At 37.4% G+C, this 25561-nt stretch carries 23 protein-coding genes; 22 read left to right on the top strand and 1 reads right to left on the bottom strand.

Annotated elements, in window-relative coordinates:
- Positions 1 to 69 precede the first annotated feature (69 nt).
- Both F4V44_RS01680 and F4V44_RS01675 read left to right on the top strand, forming a co-directional pair.
- A complete protein-coding gene (locus F4V44_RS01680) occupies positions 70 to 402 on the top strand; it encodes an antibiotic biosynthesis monooxygenase family protein (RefSeq protein ID WP_150438250.1) in 333 nt (110 codons plus the stop codon).
- A gap of 158 nt (positions 403 to 560) precedes the next feature.
- Entirely contained in the window at positions 561 to 806 is a 246-nt protein-coding gene (locus F4V44_RS01675; RefSeq protein ID WP_396897467.1) for a YolD-like family protein, read from the top strand.
- Between the two features lie 71 nt (positions 807 to 877).
- Here the strand turns inward: F4V44_RS01675 and F4V44_RS01670 are convergent, their stop codons facing one another.
- Entirely contained in the window at positions 878 to 1759 is an 882-nt protein-coding gene (locus F4V44_RS01670; RefSeq protein ID WP_150438248.1) for a LysR family transcriptional regulator, read from the bottom strand.
- A gap of 273 nt (positions 1760 to 2032) precedes the next feature.
- On the opposite strand from F4V44_RS01670, the gene F4V44_RS01665 reads away from it, so the two are divergent.
- The 20 genes from F4V44_RS01665 to ald all read left to right on the top strand — a co-directional run bounded on the left by F4V44_RS01665 (position 2033) and on the right by ald (position 25556).
- Positions 2033 to 3652: a PucR family transcriptional regulator gene (locus tag F4V44_RS01665; protein ID WP_150438247.1), complete on the top strand. Its 1620-nt coding sequence runs from the start codon at positions 2033 to 2035 to the stop codon at positions 3650 to 3652.
- 175 nt (positions 3653 to 3827) lie between these two features.
- Positions 3828 to 5288, top strand: a complete 1461-nt coding sequence (locus tag F4V44_RS01660) for a CoA-acylating methylmalonate-semialdehyde dehydrogenase (RefSeq protein WP_150438246.1) — start codon at positions 3828 to 3830, stop codon at positions 5286 to 5288.
- Between the two features lie 102 nt (positions 5289 to 5390).
- Positions 5391 to 6725 carry an aspartate aminotransferase family protein gene (locus tag F4V44_RS01655; protein WP_150438245.1) on the top strand — a complete coding sequence of 445 codons (1335 nt, stop codon included), beginning with the start codon at positions 5391 to 5393 and terminating at the stop codon, positions 6723 to 6725.
- 208 nt (positions 6726 to 6933) lie between these two features.
- A complete protein-coding gene (locus F4V44_RS01650; protein WP_223881752.1) occupies positions 6934 to 7590 on the top strand; it encodes a hypothetical protein in 657 nt (218 codons plus the stop codon).
- A gap of 45 nt (positions 7591 to 7635) precedes the next feature.
- A complete protein-coding gene (gene eutH, locus F4V44_RS01645; RefSeq protein ID WP_150438244.1) occupies positions 7636 to 8715 on the top strand; it encodes an ethanolamine utilization protein EutH in 1080 nt (359 codons plus the stop codon).
- Between the two features lie 242 nt (positions 8716 to 8957).
- A complete protein-coding gene (locus F4V44_RS01640) occupies positions 8958 to 10430 on the top strand; it encodes an alanine/glycine:cation symporter family protein (protein WP_150438243.1) in 1473 nt (490 codons plus the stop codon).
- Positions 10431 to 10542: 112 nt separating this feature from the next.
- Positions 10543 to 10737 (top strand): alanine:cation symporter family protein, encoded by a 195-nt coding sequence (locus F4V44_RS01635; protein WP_223881751.1) that lies wholly within the window; start codon positions 10543 to 10545, stop codon positions 10735 to 10737.
- Positions 10738 to 11112: 375 nt separating this feature from the next.
- Positions 11113 to 12627: an alanine/glycine:cation symporter family protein gene (locus F4V44_RS01630; protein WP_150438241.1), complete on the top strand. Its 1515-nt coding sequence runs from the start codon at positions 11113 to 11115 to the stop codon at positions 12625 to 12627.
- A gap of 431 nt (positions 12628 to 13058) precedes the next feature.
- Positions 13059 to 14558, top strand: a complete 1500-nt coding sequence (locus tag F4V44_RS01625; RefSeq protein WP_150438240.1) for an alanine/glycine:cation symporter family protein — start codon at positions 13059 to 13061, stop codon at positions 14556 to 14558.
- A 503-nt stretch (positions 14559 to 15061) separates the two neighbouring features.
- The gene (locus F4V44_RS01620) at positions 15062 to 15709 is read left to right on the top strand and encodes a hypothetical protein (protein ID WP_150438239.1); all 648 of its coding nucleotides are present in this window, start codon (positions 15062 to 15064) and stop codon (positions 15707 to 15709) included.
- Positions 15710 to 15729: 20 nt separating this feature from the next.
- Complete coding sequence (locus tag F4V44_RS01615) at positions 15730 to 16413, top strand: SDR family oxidoreductase (RefSeq protein ID WP_150438238.1); 684 nt, start codon at positions 15730 to 15732, stop codon at positions 16411 to 16413.
- Positions 16414 to 16727: 314 nt separating this feature from the next.
- Positions 16728 to 18248, top strand: a complete 1521-nt coding sequence (locus tag F4V44_RS01610; protein WP_150438237.1) for an aldehyde dehydrogenase family protein — start codon at positions 16728 to 16730, stop codon at positions 18246 to 18248.
- Between the two features lie 39 nt (positions 18249 to 18287).
- A complete protein-coding gene (locus tag F4V44_RS01605) occupies positions 18288 to 19484 on the top strand; it encodes an NAD(P)/FAD-dependent oxidoreductase (protein WP_150438236.1) in 1197 nt (398 codons plus the stop codon).
- A 49-nt stretch (positions 19485 to 19533) separates the two neighbouring features.
- Complete coding sequence (gene dapA, locus F4V44_RS01600; protein WP_150438235.1) at positions 19534 to 20445, top strand: 4-hydroxy-tetrahydrodipicolinate synthase; 912 nt, start codon at positions 19534 to 19536, stop codon at positions 20443 to 20445.
- Positions 20446 to 20514: 69 nt separating this feature from the next.
- Positions 20515 to 21309, top strand: a complete 795-nt coding sequence (locus tag F4V44_RS01595; protein WP_150438234.1) for an aspartate/glutamate racemase family protein — start codon at positions 20515 to 20517, stop codon at positions 21307 to 21309.
- 32 nt (positions 21310 to 21341) lie between these two features.
- Positions 21342 to 21608: a (2Fe-2S)-binding protein gene (locus F4V44_RS01590; protein ID WP_150438233.1), complete on the top strand. Its 267-nt coding sequence runs from the start codon at positions 21342 to 21344 to the stop codon at positions 21606 to 21608.
- A gap of 12 nt (positions 21609 to 21620) precedes the next feature.
- Entirely contained in the window at positions 21621 to 21947 is a 327-nt protein-coding gene (locus tag F4V44_RS01585) for a (2Fe-2S)-binding protein (RefSeq protein WP_396897468.1), read from the top strand.
- Positions 21944 to 23155: an NAD(P)/FAD-dependent oxidoreductase gene (locus F4V44_RS01580; RefSeq protein WP_150438231.1), complete on the top strand. Its 1212-nt coding sequence runs from the start codon at positions 21944 to 21946 to the stop codon at positions 23153 to 23155. The genes F4V44_RS01585 and F4V44_RS01580 overlap by 4 nt, the downstream gene beginning before the upstream one ends.
- A gap of 167 nt (positions 23156 to 23322) precedes the next feature.
- Positions 23323 to 23856: an NAD(P)H-dependent oxidoreductase gene (locus tag F4V44_RS01575; RefSeq protein WP_150438230.1), complete on the top strand. Its 534-nt coding sequence runs from the start codon at positions 23323 to 23325 to the stop codon at positions 23854 to 23856.
- 566 nt (positions 23857 to 24422) lie between these two features.
- Positions 24423 to 25556 carry an alanine dehydrogenase gene (ald, locus tag F4V44_RS01565; protein ID WP_150438229.1) on the top strand — a complete coding sequence of 378 codons (1134 nt, stop codon included), beginning with the start codon at positions 24423 to 24425 and terminating at the stop codon, positions 25554 to 25556.
- Positions 25557 to 25561 lie beyond the last annotated feature (5 nt).

Genomic DNA, 25561 nt, shown 5'->3' with positions numbered 1-25561 from the left:
TGTTATTGTTTATTTGATAATGATTCTCATTATCGATTTGGTGTGTGTGAAGTAAAAGGAGAGAGAAAAATGTTTGTACAAATTCGTAAATGGACAGTTACAGAAGGAAATTCTGATAAAGTTATTGAACGTTTTAAAAAGAAGCCAGGTCAAGGGCCATCATTAATAGAACAGAGAGAAGGCTTTCTAGGTCGTGAATTACTGGTAAAAAATGTTCGTCACGGTGAAGAAGAGGTATTAGTAATTGTTCGCTGGGAGTCAGAAGAGGCTTGGAAAGCATGGGAAAAAAGCCCAGAGCATATTGCAGGACATAAAAATAAAATGAAAGAGCACGGAGGCAAACCGCCTAAGCCTGAATATGTCATCTCTACAGAGCATGGAAGATATAAAGTAGTTGAATAGATTTAAGAAAAGCCATACCGAGACATCTGATCTCAGTATGGCTTTTTTACATGTAAAGCTGGCAATGTTCTTTTTTCGCCTCGTTAACTAATAAGCCCAAAAGCTGCGTAATAACCATAGTGTAGGAAAAATTCAAAAAAGTAATGACATAACGTCTAATGTTAGTATTTTTACGTAAGAATATAATTAGTTGTATTGATAATAAGAAGGGAGAAAAGTACATGTTTCTAAGAGGATTGGCAAAAGACGGTGTAATTACCATTAATTATTACAAGGACGGACTAACACAGACATGTAAAGGTCATGTTTGCAACCTTAATATAAATCAACAAACACTTTCTTTGAAAGGAGAGAACCAACAGGTATACTCCATTCGCTTTTCTCAAATTAAGGAAATTTGTTAACCGCTTACTTAGCTGGCTATAAAACAAAAGTGACTCAAAAGGGAAAAACCTTTGAGTCACTTTATTTATAGCTAGAAATCCAATAGGTTATGGTCACTTAACCACGAGTGAACACAATCCATAAATTTTTTTGTGGCAGGTGACATATTAGGTTTTGTAGCAATCCCAATAATACGGAAAAAATCGTTTTCTAAATTAAGAATTCGAACGTTATCGGGAATATGAGCTAAAGTCATTTTAGGCCTTATGCTGATACCTAAATTTTCTTGTACCATAGACTTGATGGCTTGGTCATCGGATACCCTGAATTTTATATTTGGTTTTATATTGTTTTCTCTAAAAATCTGCTGTATCTCGTTGTCCCAGCCTTCTTTGGGCAAAATCATGGGTTCTGCTTGTATTTGTTTAAAGGATATTTGTTCTTGTGAATGAAGTGGGTGCTGATCTGATAAGATGCAAAGCATTTTATCCTTTTTTAAAGGATGAAATTCAAGGGATTTTGGAGTAGGTAAGGTGAGAAACCCACAGTCAATGACTCCTTGTAAAACCCACTCTTCTAGTGTTGAATAGTCACCTTCAAATAATTTTAGGGTTATTCCGGGATAATCATGTTCAAACCGATTAATAATATGGGGCAGCCATTGTGATGCAACACTTGTAAAGGTACCTATTTTCACTATACCAATATCTAAACCATTTATGGCTGCCACTTCTTGTTTCATTCTTTCATCTATGAGGAGGACCTCACGAATATATGTAATGATACGTTCCCCGTTACTCGTTAGCTGAATGCCTGATCTCCCTCGGGTTAGTAAAGAAAAACCAAATTCATTTTCGAGACTAGTAATGGCATGGCTAACACCTGATTGAGTTAATTTTAATAGTTCCCCTGCTTTTGTTAGACTTCCTGATTCAACAACCGTAAAGAAAATTTCGTATCTGCTAAGTGTCATGGTCTTTATTCCTCATTTATTAGTTATTCTCATGTATTATATTATAAACATTCATTTTACTCATGTATATGATTAAGATATACTTAGATTAATCGCAAAGTTAAAAAGATTTGGAATATTGTCTAAAGTAACTACATTTTTCTAAAATAATAAAGATTGCCATATATTATTTTTTTGAATAATAAATAAAGCGGTTACATCTAGTTCTTACATTTTGTGTAACAATCAATGATTAATTAATAAAATGACATCAAGAGGAACGGGGGAGTTGCAGTGAAATTTGAAGTGAAATTATCCGTGCAAGAAATTATGCAGAATAAGCATTTTAAACATGCAAAAGTATTAGCAGGGAAATCAGGTCTTGATCGACATGTCCGATGGGTTCATATTCTAGAATTAACATCCATAGAAAATCTATTAAATGGGAATGAATTGATTCTTTCTACAGGAATTGGATGGGAAGGGAATAATCAAACTTTTCTTTCTATCGTTCAACAGTCTATCGATTCCAATGCCGCTGGACTCTGTATTGAATTGGGACGATATATATCTGAAATCCCTCAAGAAGTAATCAAACTAGCTGATACTCATCATTTCCCAATCATTGTTTTCCCGAAGAAAGTACGGTTCATTGACATCACGCAAGAAATTCATAGTCTTTTAATTAAGAAAAATTATCAAATTCTTTCCGATTTAGAGGAATATTCCAATAGTCTGAATCAATTGCTCCTTTCCTCTAATTCACAGCAAAGAATCCTGCAGCTTTTACATGATCATATCAAAATGACCGTATTCTATATTTCAAACCAAGGCAAGGTGCAAGTCATATCTAAGAAAACCCCGGCAGAACAAGAGAAACTATTTCAACTCTTGAATGATAATAACAGATCTAAACATATGAATATTGCTCATCAATCTGTACAAGCGATGGACCATACTTTTGCGGATGTATTCATCATATCAGAGTCTGAAACCATTACAGAATATGAATCTTTAATTTTAGACCGCAGTGCAACAGCATTAGCGCAGAGCCTTTTGCGTGAGCTATATGTAGAAGAGCAAAGAAAGGCAAAAGAAGCAGAATGGGTAAGCTGTTGGCTAGAAGGCGAGTATAGTAATGAACAAATCAATCGTCATCTTTTAGAAATTGAACCGAATCTAAAGTCAAATGGATGCACTGTTTTACTCTGCAAAGTTGATAATCTAGAAGAAGCGATTCCAGAATTCAATTATTTATTGGTCTACCTTCGATCGATTTTTGAACAACGGGGGATTTTCCTGTTATCCCACCTACAAAAAAACCAAATGGTATTTATTCTCATTAATAAATGGAAAACAAATGATATGAAGAAAAGGGTATCGGATGGCATTGACTGCTTTAAGAAATCTGAATTTATGAAGAAGGTAAAGGAATCAAACACGTACTTAGGTGTTGGAAAAATGGTCAGTCAATTACATTTCATTAAAAACAGCTATGATACAGCAAAAGAAACACTGAAATTCCGTGAAAAAATGTCAAATAAACTTAGCAGCTATTTCTATGAGGATTTATATATTTTTCGATTAGTATTAACAGCAAACGAAAAGGGAGTTCTAAATGATTTTATATCAGATTATTTAGGACCTATATTAGGGTATGACCAAAAGAAAAATGGTGAGCTGTTAAAAACATTGAAAATTTATTTGCAATGTAAAGGTGCTAAAAAAGAAACAGCAGAGCAGCTTCATATTGTTCGTCAAACACTTTATCATCGACTAGATAAAATAGTTGAACTGATTGGTGATGACTTCATGGAAGCTTATAAACGTCAAGCTATTGAGGTAGCTATTTCTGCTTATGAATATATATCTGAAACGGTTTCAGATATAACATACCAAATGAAATCATCCTAAGTTTTTTCGAAGCCCGCATATGGGCTTCTTTTTTTGCTCATATGTAAATGGCTTCATGGAAAATAGACCCTTATTGCAGAAAATATTCAAACGATATTTTACACATTGTCTAATGATTGTCGTTAGGCTGCTTATTATAATTAGCTCAAGAAATGAAACATTAGGAGGATTTATCATGGAATTAATTAAAGAGGTCCAAACATTAAAGAACTTTATTGGAGGACAATGGGTAGAATCAGCAACTGAAAAAATTGAGGAAGTTCCTAATCCGGCAACTGGAGAGGTGATTGCTCGTCTGCCGATTTCTACTCGTGAGGATTTAGATCAGGCTGTTGCCGTTGCAAAGGAAGCATTCAAAATGTGGAGTAAAGTGGCAGTGCCTCGCCGGGCACGTATTTTATTCCGCTATCAACAATTGTTAGTCGAGAACTGGGATGAATTAGCTAAATTAGTAACCTTAGAAAATGGTAAAAGTTATGCGGAAGCGTACGGAGAAGTCCAACGGGGAATCGAGTGTGTTGAATTTGCCGCAGGTATCCCAACGTTAATGATGGGAGAGCAGCTGCCGGATATCGCTACTGGTGTTGAATCAGGAATGTATCGTTATCCAATTGGGGTAATCGGAGGAATCTCACCGTTTAACTTTCCGATGATGGTTCCATGCTGGATGTTCCCACTCGCGATTGCTTGTGGAAATACTTTTGTCTTAAAACCATCTGAAAGAACGCCGTTACTAGCGAATCGTTTAGCAGAATTGTTTAAAGAAGCAGGCCTGCCTGATGGAGTATTTAATATCGTACATGGTGCACATGACGTAGTGAATGGCATTTTGGAAAATGAAGATGTAAAGGCTGTGTCCTTTGTAGGATCTCAACCTGTAGCTGAGTATATCTACAAAACAGCAGCGGCAAATGGCAAACGTGTCCAAGCTCTTGCAGGAGCAAAGAATCATTCCATCGTTATGCCGGATGCTGATTTAGATAACGCAGTCACAAATATTATTGGAGCTGCATTTGGATCCGCGGGTGAACGCTGCATGGCTGCCTCTGTTGTAGTTGCAGTAGGAAATGTTGCTGACGAATTAGTAAGTCGTCTAAAGAAAGCAGCAGATGAAATTACCATTGGAAACGGTATGGATGAAGGTGTATTCCTTGGGCCGGTTATTCGTGAATCCCATAAGGCACGAACAATAAATTATATTGAAATTGGTGAAAGTGAAGGCGCTTCTCTCATTCGCGATGGAAGAAAAGATGCAGCAGCAAGTGAAGACGGGTACTTTGTTGGCCCTACTCTCTTTGATAACGTACAAACAGAAATGAAAATTTGGCAGGATGAAATCTTTGCTCCAGTATTATCTATTGTTCGTGTAGATACATTAGATGAAGCAATTGAACTGACGAACAAGTCCGAATTTGCCAACGGTGCATGCTTATATACAGATAGTGCAAATGCTGTTCGTACATTCCGGGAAGACATTGATGCGGGTATGCTTGGTGTCAATCTTGGAGTTCCTGCTCCAATGGCGTTCTTCCCATTCTCTGGTTATAAGAAATCCTTCTATGGCGATCTTCATGCAAATGGAAAAGATGGCGTAGAATTCTATACGCGTAAGAAAATGCTTACTGCTCGTTATTAAAAAGAATCAAATTCGTATCGGTGAATTTGTACCAGGAATTTCGTCGAGTTTTCTCCATGAAATTTCCTTAATAACTAAAAAAATAGAATGGAGTTGATGACAATGCAAACAACAGAACAAAATTTACAGCAAACAGATGAAAAATACCTTTGGCATGCGATGAGAGGGGCTAATCCTAATCAAGCTAATTTAATTGCTAAGGAAGCAGAAGGAGCTTGGGTGACGGATATTGATGGAAAACGATATTTAGATGGAATGTCTGGTCTTTGGTGTGTAAATGTAGGGTACGGACGAAAAGAACTAGCTCAAGCAGCCTACGAACAACTAGTGGAAATGCCATATTTTCCATTGTCCCAAAGCCATGTTCCAGCAATTAAATTAGCAGAAAAGCTAAATGAGTGGCTTGGTGATGATTACGTCATTTTCTTCTCGAATAGCGGATCGGAAGCGAATGAAACAGCTTTTAAAATTGCTCGTCAATATCACCAACAAAAAGGTGATCATAATCGTATTAAGTTTATTTCACGCTACCGCGCTTATCACGGGAATTCAATGGGAGCGCTAGCTGCAACGGGTCAAGCACAGCGTAAGTATAAGTATGAGCCATTAGGTCAAGGATTCCTACATGTAGCGCCACCAGACACGTACCGTAATCCAGATGATGTTCATACACTGCAAAGTGCCGAAGAAATTGATCGTGTTATGACATGGGAATTAAGCCAAACCATAGCGGGTGTTATTATGGAGCCAATTATTACTGGTGGAGGCATTTTAATGCCACCTGATGGCTATATGGCAAAAGTGAAAGAAATTTGTGAGAAGCATGGTGCGCTACTAATCTGTGATGAGGTCATTTGTGGATTTGGCCGAACAGGTAAACCATTTGGATTTATGAACTATGGAGTGAAGCCGGATATTATTACAATGGCGAAAGGTCTGACAAGTGCATATCTTCCTCTTTCAGCAACAGCTGTGAAAAGGGAAATTTATGAAGCCTATGTAGGTAATGATGAATATGACCGTTTACGTCATGTCAATACATTTGGCGGGAGCCCTGCGTCTTGTGCCGTAGCGTTAAAGAATTTGGAAATTTTAGAAAATGAAAACCTGGTTGAACGTTCTAAGGAACTAGGTGAACGCCTATTACTAGAACTAGAAGAGATTAAGCAACATCCAAACGTAGGCGATGTCCGTGGAAAAGGTCTTCTATTAGGGATTGAACTAGTAGAAGATAAGCAAACAAAAGAGCCAATTAAGATTGAAAAAATAAACAAAGTAATGGCAATTTGCAAAGAAAAAGGTCTCATCGTTGGTAAAAACGGAGATACCGTTGCAGGATATAATAATATTTTACAACTTTCACCTCCATTAAGCATTACAGAAGATGATTTTACTTTTATTGTTAATACGTTAAAGGAAAGTATTAATCAATTGTAATAACCAACCTATAATCGAAGTTTAGTTGATTTTAACCAAAGGATATGTAAAAAAGTATAAATATATAAGTGATAGAAAAGAATCTGTAAATTAGAGTACTTTCTATTTCAAGTTGGGACGTCCCTATCCACCCAGGGACGTCCCTATTATATTTGGGGTGTGAATTTTAGAGCAAGATACAAAATAATATCGTGAAATATCGGAGGTTATGATGAGAAAACTACCTGTAAACACATTATGGTTTGTTTGTTCTATTATGTTAAATGCTTTAGGAAATAGTTTTATGATCATAGCCAACCTAGGAAGCGCCCCTTGGGCAGCTGCTGGTGAAAATCTGGCGTCTATATTACCGTTTTCGATTGGTGTCTGCATTATTTTTTTGAATTTCTGTTCGTTTATGCTTAGTTATTTGATGAAAATAAAATTTACCTTCTTGATGATTATCAAAAGTATAGTTCTTACCTTCGTTTTTGGAATGCTAATTGATATTTTTGTGTACATACATCAAATAATGTATGTACCAGAGAATATATGGATTCGTTGTTTATATATATTAATCGGGCTCAACCTTATGGCAGTAGCTATAAGTATTTATTTTCAATCAAGCACAGTGTATTTGCCGTCTGATTATTTGTTGAAGGCATTTGGGAAGCTAATGAACAATTATACATTAGGAAGTATTATTTGTACGTTCATTCCGTTATCCATCAGTCTACCTATAATAATTTTTCAAAAGCACGTAATTGGTCTAGGTCTAGGCACGATATTGTATTTGTTTGGAATCGGAATTTTTATTAATCAATATAATCGCTGGATTGTGACTCATAAAGAAGTTCCAAAACAAAATATATACTTAGTAAAATAAAGTATGTGCAATCAACTGGATAGTATTTGAGGGGAAGAGTTTTCTATGGGAATCAATGACATAATCGTTTATATCATGGTGTTTTTTCTTTGTTTAGGGGCTATCGACAAATGTATAGGGAACCGTATGGGCTTAGGCCAAAAATTTAGTGAGGGTTTCATGGCGATGGGGACATTAACGCTGTCAATGGTTGGCGTTATATCCTTAGCTCCTGTTCTAGCTGGTTTGTTAATTCCTGTCATTGCACCCATCTATGCTCTTATGGGTGCTGATCCGTCATCGTTTGCTAACACAATATTAGCCTTGGATATGGGGGGATATGCATTAGCAAAGGAAATGGCGTTGAGTCCTGAAGCAGAGCTGTTTTCTTGGGTATTTTTAGGGACTATGATGGGACCAACGATTGTCTTTACCATCCCCGTTGCCTTAGGGATCATTGAAAAGGAAGATTATCCATACTTTGCGAAAGGGATTCTGTTAGGTATTATTACAGTTCCCTTTGGTTGTTTTGTTGGCGGAATCGTGGCCAATATAAGTTTAAACATCATCATAGCCAACCTTATTCCGACTACCATCTTTTCGGTCGTCATTGCGATAGGCCTTTGGAAAGCAGCAGATAAGATGATTAAAGGATTTCATTTCTTTGGTAAGGGTATTGAAATCTTAGCTATTTTAAGTCTTACAGCTATTATTATTGAGACATTAACAGGGTTGATCATTATCCCTCATATGACGCCCATATCGGAAGGGATACAAATAGTGGGGATGATTGCGATTGTCCTTGCTGGAGCCTTTCCAATGGTGGCGTTCATAACGAAAATGTTTCATAAACATTTAGGGAAATTGGGCAATTTTTTCGGAATAAATAGTACGGCTACAACAGGTCTTGTCGCTTCACTTGCCCATCATATTCCTATGCTTACTATGCTAAAGAATATGGATCCAAGAGGAAAGGTGGTCAATATCGCCTTTGCTGTCAGCGGTGCTTTTGTTTTTGGAAGCCATTTGGGTTTTGTGGCAGGGGTGAATAAGGAAATGGTATTTGCTATGATAGTTGGAAAGCTGGCAGGAGGAATGTCAGCTATATTCTTAGCGATTATTACTACCCCTAAGTCAGTCGCTTAAATGTCTTTCCAAATAAATACCATCTTAACTACTGATTACGGTTATCATTCTTTTTTGGGAAGATGCCGTTTTCTTTTTTTTGAGTTTATTACTTAACTTAGAAAAATCTTGATTGTTTTGTATAGGCTTCCAACATTTATCTATTCAATATATATAATGAATCGTTCATAATACCAATATATGATATTACATAATGATTAGAGAACTTAAAAAAGAACTCTAAATCGGGGATGGAGTTAGGCATGCAGGAAATAATAAATGGGTTAAATGGAATCGTATGGTGTACTGCACTTGTTTTTCTTTTTCTTGCAGCAGGATTGTTTTTTTCTATTGCTACTCGTTTTCCCCAGCTAAGGCATCTTAAGGATATAAGAAGTTTAATTTTTGAAAAAGGTGATTCTAAATCCGAAGTATCTGCATTTCAAGGATTAACGATGACGCTTGCCAGCAGAGTCGGGATAGGGAATATCGCGGGTGTTGCAGCAGCCATTGCGTACGGGGGACCAGGTGCTCTTTTTTGGATGTGGGTCATGGCATTTTTTGGAGCTGCCACATCATTTGTTGAAACAACGCTTGCGCAGGTATATAAGGAAAAAGACATGGGGGAATTACGTGGAGGGCCTCCATTTTATATTGAAAAAGGGTTGAAGTTAAGATGGCTGGCAGTATTATATGCTGCGGTTACCGTCATTGCACAAGGAATCCTCTTACCTCCCTTACAGGCAAACACGGTTACTGCTGGAATTGAAAATGCATTCGGGATTCAACCTTCCATAACAGGTGGAATATTGGTACTTGTTTTGGCGGCTATTATTTTTGGCGGTGTGACACGAATTGCTAAATTTGCAGAGATTATTGTTCCCTTTATGGCAATCGGATATATAGTAGTTTGTTTTATTGTTTTGGGGGCAAATGTTTCTGAAATCCCGCAGATGTTTGTGCTAATCATTAGAAGTGCTTTAGGTATGGATGCAACATACGGTGCCATGATAGGCTATGCCATTTCTTGGGGAATCCAAAGAGGTCTATATTCAAATGCAGCTGGTGTAGGAAGTGAAATTTTCGGAGCAGCAGCGGTAGAAGTGTCCCACCCTGCAAAGCAAGGATTAGTTCAATCTTTTGCCGTTTATGTGGATACGTTAATAGTTTGTTCAGCTACTGGTTTTATGATTCTTATTACAGGAATGTACGATATTATTCCCAATGGAACAACACCTCTAATAACGAATCTAGGGGATGTCGAACCAGGTGCCGTTTATACTCAAAGAGCCATTGAGTCTGTATTACCAGGCTTTGGTTCTCCTTTTATTGCGATAGCTGTATTATTCTTTGCCTTTACGACAATAGTTGCCTATTATTACAGCGCAGAAACCTGTCTTGCTTATATTCTAGGGGAAAAGAAGAAAATCTGGATGAGAAATATATTAGGGTTACTCGTATTAGGTGCTGTTTACTATGGCAGTGTTAACACGGCTGAAATTGGGTGGGGATTAGGTGATCTAGGAATAGGAAGTATGGGTTGGATCAATATCATCGTTATTTTGTTCCTATCAAAGAAAGCGTTTAAACTATTAAAAGATTATGAGATTCAGAAGAAAAAGGGAAAAAATCCGGTATTTGATCCTGTTGAATTAGGTATTGCAGATGCTGATTATTGGGAAAAGGAATATAAAAACATAGAACAGAATAATTGTATTAAGAATCAAGAACAGTAAAAGAGTAGAGTGGCCGCGTAAATGGTCGCCCTACTCTTTTTTATCTAAAGGGTCGTCTAATTTACATAAACTTAATGTAAAAGTAGTAGTTAACAATATTTAACAAGGATTGGTGCAGGCGTTCTCGGTAGATATTGATACATTGGTCATTTGTTCTGCAACAGCATTCATAATTTTAATTACAGGTATGTATAATGTAGAATCACCAGATGGAATGGTTATTTTAAATAATATAGGTGAGACCGAAGCAGGCTCTAGTAATGCACAACTAGCTATAGAAACAGTTGAAAAAACTATATCACTTTAGCTAGCTGCTATTTTTAAAATAATAATAGATTCAGATTGAGCAGACGTTTAGAAGCAATCTGCTCCTTTTTTAATGGTTTTAATGTAAAAGTAATCGTTATGAATGTTTAACAATATGTCTAATGATAGTGTTCGGAAAATATATTATTTTTAGATAAAGGGAAGCGATTCAATCATCTATTTTAGAAAATTTCTAGAAATATCGTATACCGAAAAATATTCAATAGAATGTATGAACTGGAGGAGATAAGAGGTTAGATCACAACTACCATGGGATCATTATGTAAGATTATAGGGAAATATAGAGTAATAAGATAAAATATCAGAATATTATTAATATTATGGTGATAGTGCACTCTTATCAAGGAGGAATTTGATGAATGAAATAATTAATTGGTTAAATAGTGTCGTGTGGAGTTCAGCATTGGTTTATCTTATTATTGGAGTGGGGCTATTTTATAGTATTGCTACACGCTTTTTTCAAATAAGGCTGCTAAAGGACATGATCAAGTTAACATTTAGTGGAAATAGTTCGGCAGAAGGGGTATCGTCTTTTCAGGCAATATCTATGTCAATTGGAAGCAGAGTGGGTATTGGTAATATTGCGGGCGTAGCAACGGCCATCACTTTGGGTGGACCAGGCGCGGTATTTTGGATGTGGGTAATGGCACTTTTTTCTGCTAGTACTTCCTTTGTTGAAACAACACTTGCGCAGGTTTATAAGAGTAAACAAGATGGTCAATATCGAGGGGGAACCCCGTATTATATTGGTAAGGGTCTAAAATTAGAATGGTACGCTGTTTTGTTTGCCATTATTACAATGATTTCAATGACCATTCTTGTACCTGGTATACAAGTAAATACCATTGCCATCTCAATGAAAAGCGCTTTCGGTATTTCTCCTGTCATTACTGGAGGCATACTTGTTCTTTTACTTAGTGTTGTTATTTTTGGCGGAATTAGGAGAATTGCGAAAGCTGCCGAAATCATCGTACCGTTTATGGCGATTGGGTATATACTCGTTTGTCTCTACATACTACTCACTAATTTTTCACAATTACCTAGTGTTATTTCCCTTATTTTTTCAAGTGCATTCAGTACTCATGCAACCTTTGGCGGCTTAATTGGTTCGGCCATTGCTTGGGGGGTGCAGCGAGGGGCCTTTTCTAATGCGGCAGGATTCGGGAGTGAAACGTTTGAATCAGGAGCTGCAGAAGTATCTCATCCTGCTAAACAAGGCTTGGTACAAGCATTCTCAGTATATATAGTCACGTTAATCCTTTGTTCTGCAACAGCGTTCATGATTTTAGTTACAGGTATGTATAATGTAGAATCTCCAAGTGGCGAAAGTCTTGTAAATAATATAGGTAAGGTTGAAGCAGGGGCAGTTAACGCACAACTGGCAGTAGAATCCGTTTTACCTGGATTAGGTGCTCCTTTTGTAGCCATTTCTATTTTCTTCTTTGCGTTTACAAGTCTCATTACCTATTCTTATAAGGCTGAAACCAGTCTTGCTTATATTAATCGTAATAGAAAAGTAAAAGTAACTTGGCCATTAACGGTTTTAAAAGTTGCACTATTAGTTGGTGTTTTCTACAATTGTACGAATTCGGCGGAATTTGCATGGGGACTGGGTGATTTAGGATTTGGGGTAATGACTTGGTTAAACTTCGCGGCAATTTTATTATTAACAAAACCTGCATTAAAAGTATTAAAAGATTATGAAAGGCAGAAAAAGGTCGGGATTGATCCTGTCTTTAATCCTACTAAACTAGGAATTAAGGGAGCTGACTTCTGGGAAGAAGAATACCAGCAGAGAGAAACCAAGGAAAAAGAATATGCGCAAATCAATTATTATCCTTCAAAAGAAGAAAAAACCCAATCACTATAATATTTTGAAGTTATTCTAATATAAAGAGTAGACCTTTTAAAAAGTTCTGCTCTTTTTTGATTTTATCATTATTTACTTGGGTTTTATCAATGTAAAATACTTAATCATGAAGATTTAACAGTTTGTCTAATGTTAATATTCAGAATTTACTTTAAATTCAATATATCAATTAATAACCAATTTTCTACAAAACATAAATAACTTTTTCAATGTTTATTAAGTTTACTAATCATCTTGAGAAAGTCAATTTATTTATGCTTTGTAGAATGCTTGGTTTTATTTTCAAAGGAGATTGAAAGTGCTTTCAAATTGAGGTTGAAAGACGCTCAAAAAACGGGGAGGTAGAAAGAGTATTCATCTAAATCATTTGTTTTTGACATCTTGTAGAACAAATCATAACTGACTAAAAAATAATTAGGGGGAATTCAGGAATGGGTGAAATAGTCAATTGGTTAAATGGATATATATGGAGTTCAGCACTCGTATATTTAATTCTTGGAATTGGATTACTATACACAATTCTTACACGATTTGTTCAAGTAAGGTTTTTTAAAGAGATGATTAAACTTACTTTTGAAAGAAAAGACTCTGATACAGGAGTTTCCTCTTTTCAGGCATTAACGATGTCACTAGGAAGTCGGGTAGGAACTGGGAATATAGCGGGTGTTGCAACTGCGATTGCATTAGGTGGTCCAGGAGCTGTTTTCTGGATGTGGGTGACAGCATTTTTAGCATCTTCCACTTCATTTATCGAAATTACGCTTACACAAGTTTATAAAAGTAAAATAAATGGTGAATACAGAGGGGGAACTCCCTTTTACATTGAAAAAGGGTTAAAGGTCAAATGGTTTGCCATTTTTTCAGCAATCTTAACTTTGTTTGTCATGAGTTGTTTGTGGCCAAGTATCCAAACCAATACAATGGCATTAGCAATGGATAATGCTTTCGGTATTTCACCGGCGATCACTGGAGCTATCATCGTAGTTCTCTTAGCAATCATTATTTTTGGAGGGGTTAAAAGAATTGCTAAGGCAGCTGAAGTAATGGTTCCATTTATGGCGATTGGCTATCTTGCCGTTTGTATCATCGTCCTTGTCTTAAATGCATCACAAATACCAGGTGTTATCTCTCTCATTTTTACAAGTGCTTTTGATTTAAACGCTACTTTTGGAGGATTACTTGGTTCAGCCATTGCCTGGGGAGTTCAAAGAGGGGTTTATTCAAATGCTGCCGGCATGGGGAGTGAGACATTTGAATCCGGTGCAGCAGAAGTATCTCATCCTGCGAAACAAGGATTAGTCCAGGCCTTCTCAGTTTATATTGATACTTTAGTGATCTGCTCGGCAACAGCCTTTATGATTTTGATAACGGGTATGTATAATGTACAACCTGAGGGAATGGATCCGATTGTGAATAATGTTGGAGATGTTGAACCATCTCTTTACACGCAGCATGCGATTGAATCCGTTATCCCTGGTTTCGGAGCAGCCTTTCTAGCGATTGCTCTATTATTCTTCTGTTTTACAACGATTGTTTCATACTATTACAAAGCTGAGACAAACCTTGTATTCTTGTTTAAAAACACTAAACTAAATTCTAACTGGTTAAATCATTTATTAAAAGTGTTTATGTTAGGGACTGCTTTCTATGGTGCGGTTAAAACGGCAGACACTGCATGGGCGATGGGAGATTTAGGCATGGGTACAATGGCTTGGGTGAACTCAATAGCCATTTTCTCCCTAACGAAGACAGCTTTAATTGTGTTAAAAGACTATGAACGTCAAAGAAAACAAGGAATAGATCCTGTCTTTAATCCGACTGCTCTGGGGATTAAGGGAGCAGACTTCTGGGAGAATGATTATAACCAAGGAGAATATAAAGAACAAGTACATTTTGGTCAAGCTGCTGCATCGAAGGAAGGGAAAATGTAATAGAGCTAACAATAAAAGTTTTTGGCACTGCTTTTTGGACAATTTTTTAATAACAGTTTCTAATAACTCGTTATTTTAATAGATCCCTCAGATCCAATTGCATATGGTCATAAAGTAAGTGATATTTGGTTTTAGATCCTATTAAGTAGATTCATAAAGTGCAGGTGTTTTGTCAATAACGCGTTCTCTTTTAGGGTGCAAAATATACTTTTAGTGCCCTAACAAAAATTATATATTGCAACATTATTAGAAGCCTAATAAATATTGATTTATCAGGCTTCTAATAATGTAGTCGTATAAATTACATAGCAAAATACTACTAAATAGCCAGTTGATAACAAAAATTCCCAATATGATAATTCGTGTGCTAAAGTGGATGTTGTTTTGGGGCTTAACTAATATTGATCATTCGAACAAACTCTAGCGGGGAATCATCATTTATCGAGCGAATACTGCCTTGATTCGGACAACTAAATAAATGGATGAAAAGAAAGGAGGCCAGGATGAAAAGACTACATGACAATCAGCTATGGTATGTTTGTTCCATTGTTTTAAATGCCCTGGGGAATAGTTTTATGATTATAGCAAATCTAGGAAGTTCCCCGTGGGCAGCTGCTGGGGAGAATTTATCGACTGTACTCCCTTTTTCCATTGGTGTCTGTATTATTCTTTTAAACTTTTTTTCGTTTATGCTTAGTTATTTGATGAAAGTTCCATTTACTGTTGGGATCATTATCAAAAGTATGGCTCTTACCCTCGTTTTTGGAATCATGATTGATGTGTTTTTGTACTTCCATCATATCTTATTTGTACCGGAGAGTATATGGATTCGTTGTATATATATATTTATAGGACTCAATTTGATGGCTGCAGCTGTAAGCATTTATTTTCGAACAAGTACAGTTTACATACCGTCTGACTATTTGATCAAGGCGTTTGGGAGACTCATGAAAAATTATACAATCGGAACCATTCTGTGTACGTTGATTCCGATATCGATTAGTTTGGTTATCATCCTTTTTCAACAGCATGTAACCGGGCTTGGGATTGGAACGCTGACGTACTTATTTGGAATTGGATTTTTAATTGATCAATATAATCGTTGGATTGTCATTCATGAAGTTCCAAAACAAAATATGCTCTCTATATAAAAAATTTAAAAGGAGATGGAATGATGAATCAAAATGTTGTCATTACAGGTGCAGGAAGTGGGTTAGGTGCTTCATTAGCTAGAAAGTACTCTAATCTAGGTTACCATGTATGTTTATTAGGGCGAACTCAAGAAAAATTAATTCAAACTGCGAATAGATGTAAGAATAGCTATTCCATATATGAAGTGGATGTTTCTTCAATGAATGAAGTAACAAAGGTTTTTCGGTTAATAAAAGAAGAAGTAGGTCAAATCGATCTCCTCATTAATAACGCTGGAGTCGGTGTATTTGATTTAACGGAAAATCTATCACTAGAATCGATTGATAGAATGATTGATATTAATTTAAAAGGAACCATTTTTTGTACGCAAGCCGTATTAGAAGATATGAAACAAAAAGATCAAGGCGCGATTGTCAATATTGTATCCCTATCAGGCAAAAGGGGAAAAGCATTGGAATCTGTTTATAGTGCAAGTAAATTTGGGGTAAGGGGCTTTACGGAAAGTTTAATGGATGAACTAAAGGAGTCAAACATTAAGTTATTTGCGGCCTATATGGGCAATATGAAAACGGAGCTTTGGGGAGATGGAGAAGGAGAAGAAACCTATATTCATCCCGATGATGTGGCAGATATCATCATTGATATGATGAAACCAAGGAAATATGCTGCTGTTGATGAAGTAATGATTCGAAATAACAGATAATAGAGTGAGAATAACATAGGTAATAGGGAGTGGACATTAAAGTTATTTTAAAATACGGATTAGATGAATTAAATGGCAGAATCGTTTAGACGATTCTGCTCTTTTTTTCAATGACGAACAATTTCATATTAACGAACAAAAAGACATTTTGACCAATAAAAACAGAGTTAGACAAAATGTGTTAAATAGATTTGATGATATATTTGACAGATTGTCCAATGAACTAAATTTCGACCTCTTGTAATATGTAATCAACAAGTAATTATAAAATTCTTAATTTTATAATTTGAATATTATATAAAGAGGTGGCAGCAATGATAGTAGAAAAGGCAGAAATTGAATCCGTTTTAATAAGCAATAATACCACTCAAAAAATGTACATAAATGGTGAGTGGGTACTAAGTGAATCAGGTCAAACGAGAGACATTATAAACCCTGCTAACGGGGAAATCATTGGGACAGTTACTGAAGGATCAACAGAGGATGCGAAAAAGGCCATTGAGGCGGCTAAAAATGCATTCTATAAAAACGGATGGATAAATAGCAGAGCAAGAGACCGAGCAGAGCTGCTCCTTCAAGTCTCCAATAAATTAGAAGAAAGAAAAGAAGAGTTTGCTTACCTTGATACATTAAATAACGGAAAAACGTTAAGAGAGTCATTGGGTGACGTAGAAGATGCGGTCAACCAATTACGCTATTATGCAGGATTAGCTACAAAGCCACATGGACAAACCTACGATGTTCCAGATGACATTCAAGCCATGGTTGTTCGCGAAGCAATCGGGGTGGTTGGAATTATCGTTCCATGGAACTATCCATTAGTAATGGCCAACCAAAAAATAGCGGCAGCTCTTGCGGCAGGTTGTACAGTCATCGTCAAACCAGCCCAGCAGACACCACTTTCTGTTATTCGCTTGTTTGAAATCATTGATGAAGTAGGTTTTCCACCAGGTGTTGTGAATTTAGTGTTAGGGTCTGGAAGTAAAGTGGGATCCGAATTAGTGTCAAATCCTGATGTTGACAAAATTTCCTTTACCGGTGGGACGGATACAGGAATTATGTTAATGAAATCAGCTGCGGATACCGTGAAAAATATTAGTTTAGAATTAGGTGGAAAATCTCCAAATATCGTGTTTGCGGATGCGGATTTCGAAACGGCCGTTACTTATGCATTAGACGCTATATTTGCAAACCAAGGACAAGTATGTTCAGCAGGTTCACGATTAGTGTTAGAAGAAAGCCTATACGATACGTTTGTACCTGAATTAGTCAAGCGTGCAAAGAAAATTAAAGTTGGTCCAGGATGGCAAGAAGGCGTTGAAATGGGACCACTTGTTTCTGAAGACCATATGAATACAGTCCTGAACTATATCGAGATTGGTAAAAACGAGGGAGCTACATTACTTTGTGGAGGCAATCGTATTCTTGATGGTGATTTGGCAAACGGCTATTTTGTTGAACCGACCATCTTTGGGGATACAACACCAAATATGAGAATCGTTCAGGAAGAGATCTTTGGTCCGGTGTTAGTGATTCAAACCTTTAAGACAGAAGAGGAAGCGCTTGAATTAGCGAATGGAACCGTGTTTGGTTTAGCAGGTGCCGTTTTCACAAACGACGGAGCAAAAGCCCAACGTGTGATTCGCGGCTTACGTGCTGGTATTACATGGATCAATACGTATCATCCAACATTCAATGAAGCTCCTTGGGCTGGCTATAAGCAAAGTGGAATTGGGGCTGATTTAGGAACTTATGGTTTTGAAGAATATCTTCTAACCAAGCAAATCAACATCAGTCTCAACGTTCAACCATCAGACTTTTTTGAAGGGAAATAGAGTAATAAAAACGATTTTTACTCAAGAGGAGGTGCAGATATGAATAGCTTTGATGTAATTGTCATAGGTGCTGGTGTAATCGGTTCTAGCGTTGCCTATCACCTAGCGAAAAAAGGTTTAGAGGTTGCCTTAATTGAAAAAGGCGGTGTCGCATCAGGAACATCAAGTAGATGTGACGCAGTTGCCTTAATTTGTGATAAAAAGCCAGGCATTGATACAGAAATCGGCTATGCAAGTATTCAGCTTTTTAAGCAATTGGCAAAAGAATTTTCAGTTGATTTTGAATTTTCTTCTCGAGGAAGTCTATATGTTTGTGAAACGGATCAAGAGCTGCAAATTGCTAAAGATTATGTTTCACAGCAAGCCAAAGATGGTTATGATATGCGAATGGTCGATAGAAATCAATTACAAGAGATAGAACCCTATCTAGCAGATGATTTAGCTGGAGGAATTTGGACAGAAGTCGATTCGTCAATGAACCCATATAAACTATGCTATGCGTTTGTGGAAGAAGGAAAAAAGCTAGGATTACAAGTTTTTGATTATCATACGGTAAAAGAGATTAAACTGGACGCTAAAGGAAGAGTAGAAAGTGTCGTAACCGACCGTGGATCATTTAAAACAAAGCGGATTGTCAATTGTGCGGGTGTTTGGTCGCCAAAAATTGCAGAAATGGTCGGCATTCATATTCCGATTAAGCCGAGAAAAGGCATGGTATTAATTTCTGAAAAAACACCGTTACAGGTTGTAAACCAAAAAGTTCATGAATTTGGGTATATGCTATCAAAATTCGAAGATATTCAATTTAAAAGAAATGTTAGTGAACTAGTTGAGAAGCATAATGTCGCTTTCACGATTGAACCTACTGATGCACATAACTATTTAGTAGGAGGCCATAGAGCTTTTAAAGGGTATGACATTGCTGCAGAAATTGAAGTGATGCATGCCATAGCAGAAAGAGCCACACGCTTTTTACCAATATTAAAAGAGATTAATTGTATAAGAGCTTATGCAGGAGTCAGACCATGGGTAGAAGATCATCTTCCAATTGTGTCAGAGGTAGAAGAAGTTCCGGGTTACTATATTGCTAGTGGACATGAAGGAGATGGAATCAGTATGTCTCCTATCACCGGAAGAATGGTAGCTCAGCTTATTGCAGGTGAACCAACAGATTTTAATATTGATAAATTAAATTTTTCTAGATACAAGAAGAAAAAACAGGCTGCACACGCCTAATAAATAATAAAACCAACAAATAATCGGTTAATAATAGGAGGAATAAATAATGACTACAGCACCTAAAGGAATTTTCGTACCATTAATTACACCATTCAATGAGGATGAAACAATTGATTTCCAATCTTATAAGAAAGTAATTGACTTTCAAATTGAAAATGGAGTTCATGGCCTGCTAGTAGGAGGCACAACTGGAGAATACCATGTGATGTCCGTAGAGGAACGTAAAAGTTTAATCAAAGCTGGTTGCGAATATGCAGCTGGAAGAGTACCTGTTATGGCGGGTGTTGGCTGCGTTACTGCTGAGGAAACCATTGAACTTGCGAATTTTGCTGCAGAATGTGGTGCAACATGGGGACTAGTACTTGCTCCGTATTATCATAAAACAAGTGAAGAAGGAATCCGTGAATTCTTCAAGGAAATCGCTGCAAAATCAAATGTTGGTATCGTGATTTACAATTATCCGGGAGCAACAAGTGTTGAACTTTCGCCTGAACTCATTTATGAGTTAGCACAGGAAGAAAACATTGTATCTGTTAAGGAATCTGCAGATTTTGGACACCTATGTCAGGTATTAACTTTAACGAGAGATGTTGAAAACTTTACCGTATTTACGGGTGAGGAACACTTCATTCTTCCTACATTCTCCATTGGCGGGCAAGGCGCTTTTGGAATCCTTGTCAATTTGCTTCCTAAAGAGCTTGTATCATTATATAAGCTTGCAGTTGAGAAGAGTGATTTAGAGGCTGCGCGTGAATTGAATGCGAAACTATCAGGCATTTATGGATTAATGGAAGCGGAAGGCAATCCATACCCAGGTCCGGTAAAAGCAGGTATGGACATGATCGGTATCAAAGGCGGCAAAGTGAGAAAACCTTTAACACAACCTACTGAGGATTTAAAAGCATTGATTGCTGAACAGCTAGTAAAGTTAGGATATGAAGTGAATTCACTAGTATAAAAAATATAAGATTATAACTAGTTTCAGAGAATACAAAAGTATTCTCTGAAACTTTAAGGAGGATTTACATTGAGTTCTAAAGTATCGACGAATGAACGGGAGTATGGATATTTGGGCAAGGAAAATGAAAGCACTATCATTACGATGAAAAAAGGTCAGTATATAGCGGGATATTCTGTAGGAATCCTTTATTTGGATGAATGCTGGTACCCAGTATTACCTGGAAACGTGGCAAATTTAAGTACGTATGATTTCCCAGTGAGGCTGAAAGTGGTACCTAATTGCACGCAGGAAAGAATTCATGTAGGCGATCCTACATTACTGGATGATATTATCAAAGCCGCAAAGGAATTTGAAGCAGAAGGCGCACGTGCTATCTGTGCAGCCTGCGGATTTTTTGGCAACTTCCAGGATAAGGTGGCAGCAGCTGTAGATATTCCAGTTTATCTTTCAAGTGTTGTTCAAGTACCTTGGATTAAAACCGGGTTAAAGCCTACTCAAAAAATTGGTATGTTAACAGCAGATGCACACGGAATTACTCCGGAACTTTTTAAAAGCTGTGGGATAGAGGATCCAAGTATTTGTGTAGTGAGAGATTTAGGAAGGTTACCTGAATTTTCCGCTATTATTGAGAGCAGAGGATCTTTTGATAATGAAAAGGTAAGAAAAGAAGTTGTAGATGCAGCTGTAAAGATGGTCAATGAAAATCCTGATATTGGAGCGATTCTATTAGAATGTAGTGATTTGCCTCCATATGCAGCGGATATACAGAGAGCGGTTAAATTGCCGGTATTTGATTTCATTACCATGATCAGATGGGCTCATTTTGCAACTAGTCAAAAGCCATATTATGGATTTATTTAAATATATATTCTAGAAGTAAGGGGGAGAAAGTGATGAGCGAAGACCAAACCGTTATATGCAGATGTGAAGAAGTAACAATCCAAGAAATTAAAGAAACGGTTAAGCAGTATCATTGTTCTGCACGTGAGGTAAAATTAAGAACACGTGCGGGAATGGGGCCATGTGGCGGACGGACATGTCGTTGTATGATCGATAAAATAGTAGAACAATTGGGTGGACCTTCTGTCTCTAACGAAGTATCACTTAGCTATCGTCCTCCAGTTAGACCCGTTTCATTTGGCGTATTAGGGGGGCAGTAACATATGAATTCTATGAGAGTTGATCAGCACCCTGTTCTCGGAAATATGGGTCAAAGAGAGAAAATTACGTTTGTATTTGAAGGACAGCAATTCACAGCATATAAAGGAGATACCATTGCCTCCGCTTTGCTTGCCTCTGGGGTTCGGACTTTGCGTCGTCATGAGGACAGAGGTACACCAAAGGGAATTTATTGCAACATTGGTCATTGTTTTGAATGCCGGGTAAGAGTAAATGGACAAAATTCCGTTCGTGCTTGTTTAACTCCGGTTGAAAACAATATGATCGTTGAATCAAATGTGTCTCATACAACTACATCACGAGGAGGAGGTAAGGTATGATTGATTTAGCGATTGTCGGTGCCGGTCCTGCTGGTTTAAGTGCAGCCATTTCAGCAGCTGAAAATGGCTTAAAAGTAACTATTATAGATGAATTTGTCAAGCCTGGCGGACGCTTATTGGGACAGCTGCATGAGGAGCCAGATGGTAAATGGGTGAACGGAATTACCGAGGCGGAAAAGCTGTTTAAACGTGCTACTCAACTCGGAGTCACAATTAAATGTGGAGTATCCGTATATGATTTAGTGCAGTTAGACAATGGATGGTGTTTATATACGACGGGATCGATCATCAAGACTAAATCGCTCCTTCTTGCTACAGGTGCATCCGAGACTGCTATACCTATTCCTGGATGGACTCTTCCTGGTGTTATGTCTGTAGGAGCTGCACAGGTAATGGGAAATGTACATCGTGTGAAACCTGGCGAGAACGGGATGATTATTGGTGTTAACGTATTATCAGTAGCGATTGCAAGAGAACTTCAATTATGCGGTGTGAACATTAAAGGAATTATCCTTCCGCAGCCGAGTCTTATTTCTGGTGATGCTTCTAACCCGGAGAAAAACATGGAATCTCTTTTACGATTAGCACACTTAGCTCCATCGCCGTTAATACGTTTTGGTGGAAAATTGGTAAACCCAAAACTTGGTGCACGTTTGTATCCGAAGAATGGATTTAAAATGTGGGGTATTCCTATTCAACTTCGGAAAACTGCAATTGAAATACTTGGAGATACTCAAGTAGATGGTGTACGTATAGCAGATATAACGGCAACAGGTGAGATTGTTCCTGGGACAGAAAAAGTAGTACCTGTTGATTTTGTCTGTATTGCAGGCGGTCTACAACCACTGTCTGAACTGGCGGCAGTTGCTGGCTGCTCTTTTAAGCATATTCCTCAGTTAGGAGGACACATTCCTTTACATAATGAAAGGATGCAGACCAACCTTAAGGGATTATACGTTGCAGGCAACATCACAGGGGTGGAAAGTGCAAAGGTAGCGATGGCACAAGGAAAAGTAGCAGGTTTATCGATTGCAGCCGAACGGAAGACGTTATCCAATCGTATGAATCATCAAATTCAAGAAGCGATTGAAAATGTGAAGGAAACGAGACGTAAAGCACTTATCCAGTTTCAGCCTGGTATTGAAGACTCAAGAACGCAATTATATAATAACTTTAATAAATTTTCTGAAGTGAAAGTCTCTATCTAAGGTTGATTGATTATTGTATATCAGGATTTTATTAAGCGTAATCTATTTAAAATAAACCCCCGTATTAGAATAAATGACTAATACGGGCATTTTCATGCATTTATATAGAGTAAAGTGATTTGATGTAAAAATGAACGGTAAAAAATTTATTCATGGAGGTTAGATAAATGAAAGTTTTAGTTATTGTAGCCCATCCCAATATTGAAGAATCTGTTGTAAATAGAACATGGCTGGAAGAACTAAAGAAGCATCCGAATATAACCATAAATGAACTATATAAAGAATATCCAGATGAAAGAATTGATGTTGAAAGAGAGCAAAGATTATGTGAAGAACATGATCGGATTGTTTGGCAATTCCCATTTTATTGGTATAGCTCACCACCGCTGCTTAAAAAATGGCTGGATGAGGTTCTTACACATAATTGGGCATATGGTTCAAAAGGTGATAAATTGCATGGTAAAGAGTTAATTTTAGCTGTATCAACGGGCAGTGCAAAAGAAAGATATCAAGCTGGCGGCAGAAACCAATATTCGATGAGTGAGCTGTTAAAACCTTTCCAAGCAACGAGTAATTTAATAGGTACGAAGTTTTTACCTGCCTTTATTTTTAACGGAACCTATACCGCTATTGATGAAGAAATTAAAGAAAGCGCGCAGGCCTATGTCAATCATATCTTTTCTAGGGATATTTTTGAGTGATTCCGCAATTCTTTCCGTAACTACTCCCCCCTCTTTCTTGAGGGGGGAGTAGTTTTTTGATTTTAACTTTCCAAACTGCTCGTAATCGTATGTTCTTTCTCAGCGCTTTCAACCTTTGGCTTGAATATGAAATACGAGGCTATGATGACGGCGGTAATTAACCCTGTTATAAATTGGTGCGGGCTTGTTTATTGGGAGTGGGGCTGTTATTCACGCAGTTTTTTTAATTATTAAGCTTTGTTAAAGCATAATATTGGTTTTTTTAGCAGGTTGATTGTAGTGGAAGGTACGAAGACTCCCGCGGGAGAAGCGAGGCAGTCGAGACCCCGCAGACACGCAGTGTCGAGGAGGCTCGGCGGTCGCCCGCAGGAAAGCGAAGTGCCTGGAACGAAAATCAACAACTATGTTTAACAGAGCCAACTTTAAAAAAATATAAAGGTTTGTCACATAAATAACCAAAATGTAGCTTAACTTCTAGTAAGTGTTTTACAGAGTGTCTAATGATGTATAAAAAGCGAATGAGTATACTTCAGATATAGAAAGTTACTTAATTAGGAGGTAATAAAATGATTATTGGAGTACCTAAAGAAATTAAAAATAACGAAAACCGTGTGGCGCTTACGCCGGCTGGAGTAGTATCTTTTGTAAATACTGGACATAAAGTAATTGTTGAAAGTGAGGCTGGAGTTGGAAGTGGTTTTACAAATGAGGACTACGCTAATGCTGGAGCAGACATTATTGAAAATGCTGCAGATGTATGGGCTCAAGCAGAAATGATTATGAAAGTAAAAGAACCTCTTCCAAGCGAGTACGATTACTTCCGTGAAGGGCTAATTTTATTCACTTACTTACACTTAGCGGCTGAACCAGCCTTAGCGCAGGCTCTTAAAGATAAAGGAGTTATTGCTATCGCATATGAAACCGTTACAGTTAACCGCACTCTTCCACTTCTTACGCCAATGAGTGAGGTAGCTGGTCGTATGGCTGCACAAATTGGCTCTCAATTCTTACAAAAGTCCAATGGCGGTAAAGGAATCCTTCTTGCAGGTGTTCCTGGTGTGAGCCGTGGTAAAGTGACGATCATTGGCGGCGGTGTTGTTGGAACAAACGCTGCAAAGATGGCCATTGGTTTAGGCGCAGATGTTACAATTATTGATTTAAGTGCAGAGCGCTTACGTCAATTAGATGATATCTTTGGCAACCAGATTAAAACGTTAATTTCTAATCCATTTAACATTGCCGAAGCGGTAGCTGAATCTGATTTGTTGATTGGAGCAGTATTAATTCCTGGAGCAAAAGCTCCTAAACTAGTAACAGAAGAAATGATAAAGGCTATGAAACCAGGTTCCGTTGTTGTAGATGTAGCGATTGACCAAGGTGGTGTGGTAGAAACAATCGATCACATTACTACACATGATAATCCAACCTATGAAAAACACGGTGTGATTCACTATGCAGTAGCGAACATGCCTGGAGCCGTTCCAAGAACGTCTACAATCGCTTTAACGAATGTAACCGTTCCTTATGCTTTACAAATTGCGAATAAAGGTGTATTTAAAGCGATTTCTGAAAATGGAGCGTTAAAAAGTGGTGTTAATGTAGCAAAAGGAGAAATCACGTATGAAGCAGTGGCTAAAGATTTAGGTTATAGCTACACAAACGTTGAAGATGCGTTGAAAAAGGAATTAACTAGTATTTAATTAAG

Origin of the sequence: Niallia endozanthoxylica, assembly GCF_008710145.1 — a bacterium.
GTDB lineage: Bacteria > Bacillota > Bacilli > Bacillales > Cytobacillaceae > Bacillus_BD > Bacillus_BD endozanthoxylica.
The sequence above is the reverse complement of the archived record's forward strand: the minus strand, read 5'-3'. Positions and strand labels throughout refer to the sequence as shown.

Excerpts from the sequence above, each read along its gene's own strand:
- F4V44_RS01680 (WP_150438250.1), top strand. The coding sequence starts at position 70 with ATGTTTGTACAAATTCGTAAATGGACAGTTACAGAAGGAAATTCTGAT.
- F4V44_RS01675 (WP_396897467.1), top strand. The coding sequence starts at position 561 with ATGTTAGTATTTTTACGTAAGAATATAATTAGTTGTATTGATAATAAG.
- F4V44_RS01670 (WP_150438248.1), bottom strand. The coding sequence starts at position 1,759 with ATGACACTTAGCAGATACGAAATTTTCTTTACGGTTGTTGAATCAGGA.
- F4V44_RS01660 (WP_150438246.1), top strand. The coding sequence starts at position 3,828 with ATGGAATTAATTAAAGAGGTCCAAACATTAAAGAACTTTATTGGAGGA.
- F4V44_RS01655 (WP_150438245.1), top strand. The coding sequence starts at position 5,391 with ATGCAAACAACAGAACAAAATTTACAGCAAACAGATGAAAAATACCTT.
- F4V44_RS01650 (WP_223881752.1), top strand. The coding sequence starts at position 6,934 with ATGATGAGAAAACTACCTGTAAACACATTATGGTTTGTTTGTTCTATT.
- eutH (WP_150438244.1), top strand. The coding sequence starts at position 7,636 with ATGGGAATCAATGACATAATCGTTTATATCATGGTGTTTTTTCTTTGT.
- F4V44_RS01640 (WP_150438243.1), top strand. The coding sequence starts at position 8,958 with ATGCAGGAAATAATAAATGGGTTAAATGGAATCGTATGGTGTACTGCA.
- F4V44_RS01630 (WP_150438241.1), top strand. The coding sequence starts at position 11,113 with ATGAATGAAATAATTAATTGGTTAAATAGTGTCGTGTGGAGTTCAGCA.
- F4V44_RS01625 (WP_150438240.1), top strand. The coding sequence starts at position 13,059 with ATGGGTGAAATAGTCAATTGGTTAAATGGATATATATGGAGTTCAGCA.
- F4V44_RS01620 (WP_150438239.1), top strand. The coding sequence starts at position 15,062 with ATGAAAAGACTACATGACAATCAGCTATGGTATGTTTGTTCCATTGTT.
- F4V44_RS01615 (WP_150438238.1), top strand. The coding sequence starts at position 15,730 with ATGATGAATCAAAATGTTGTCATTACAGGTGCAGGAAGTGGGTTAGGT.
- F4V44_RS01610 (WP_150438237.1), top strand. The coding sequence starts at position 16,728 with ATGATAGTAGAAAAGGCAGAAATTGAATCCGTTTTAATAAGCAATAAT.
- F4V44_RS01605 (WP_150438236.1), top strand. The coding sequence starts at position 18,288 with ATGAATAGCTTTGATGTAATTGTCATAGGTGCTGGTGTAATCGGTTCT.
- dapA (WP_150438235.1), top strand. The coding sequence starts at position 19,534 with ATGACTACAGCACCTAAAGGAATTTTCGTACCATTAATTACACCATTC.
- F4V44_RS01590 (WP_150438233.1), top strand. The coding sequence starts at position 21,342 with ATGAGCGAAGACCAAACCGTTATATGCAGATGTGAAGAAGTAACAATC.
- F4V44_RS01585 (WP_396897468.1), top strand. The coding sequence starts at position 21,621 with ATGAGAGTTGATCAGCACCCTGTTCTCGGAAATATGGGTCAAAGAGAG.
- F4V44_RS01580 (WP_150438231.1), top strand. The coding sequence starts at position 21,944 with ATGATTGATTTAGCGATTGTCGGTGCCGGTCCTGCTGGTTTAAGTGCA.
- F4V44_RS01575 (WP_150438230.1), top strand. The coding sequence starts at position 23,323 with ATGAAAGTTTTAGTTATTGTAGCCCATCCCAATATTGAAGAATCTGTT.
- ald (WP_150438229.1), top strand. The coding sequence starts at position 24,423 with ATGATTATTGGAGTACCTAAAGAAATTAAAAATAACGAAAACCGTGTG.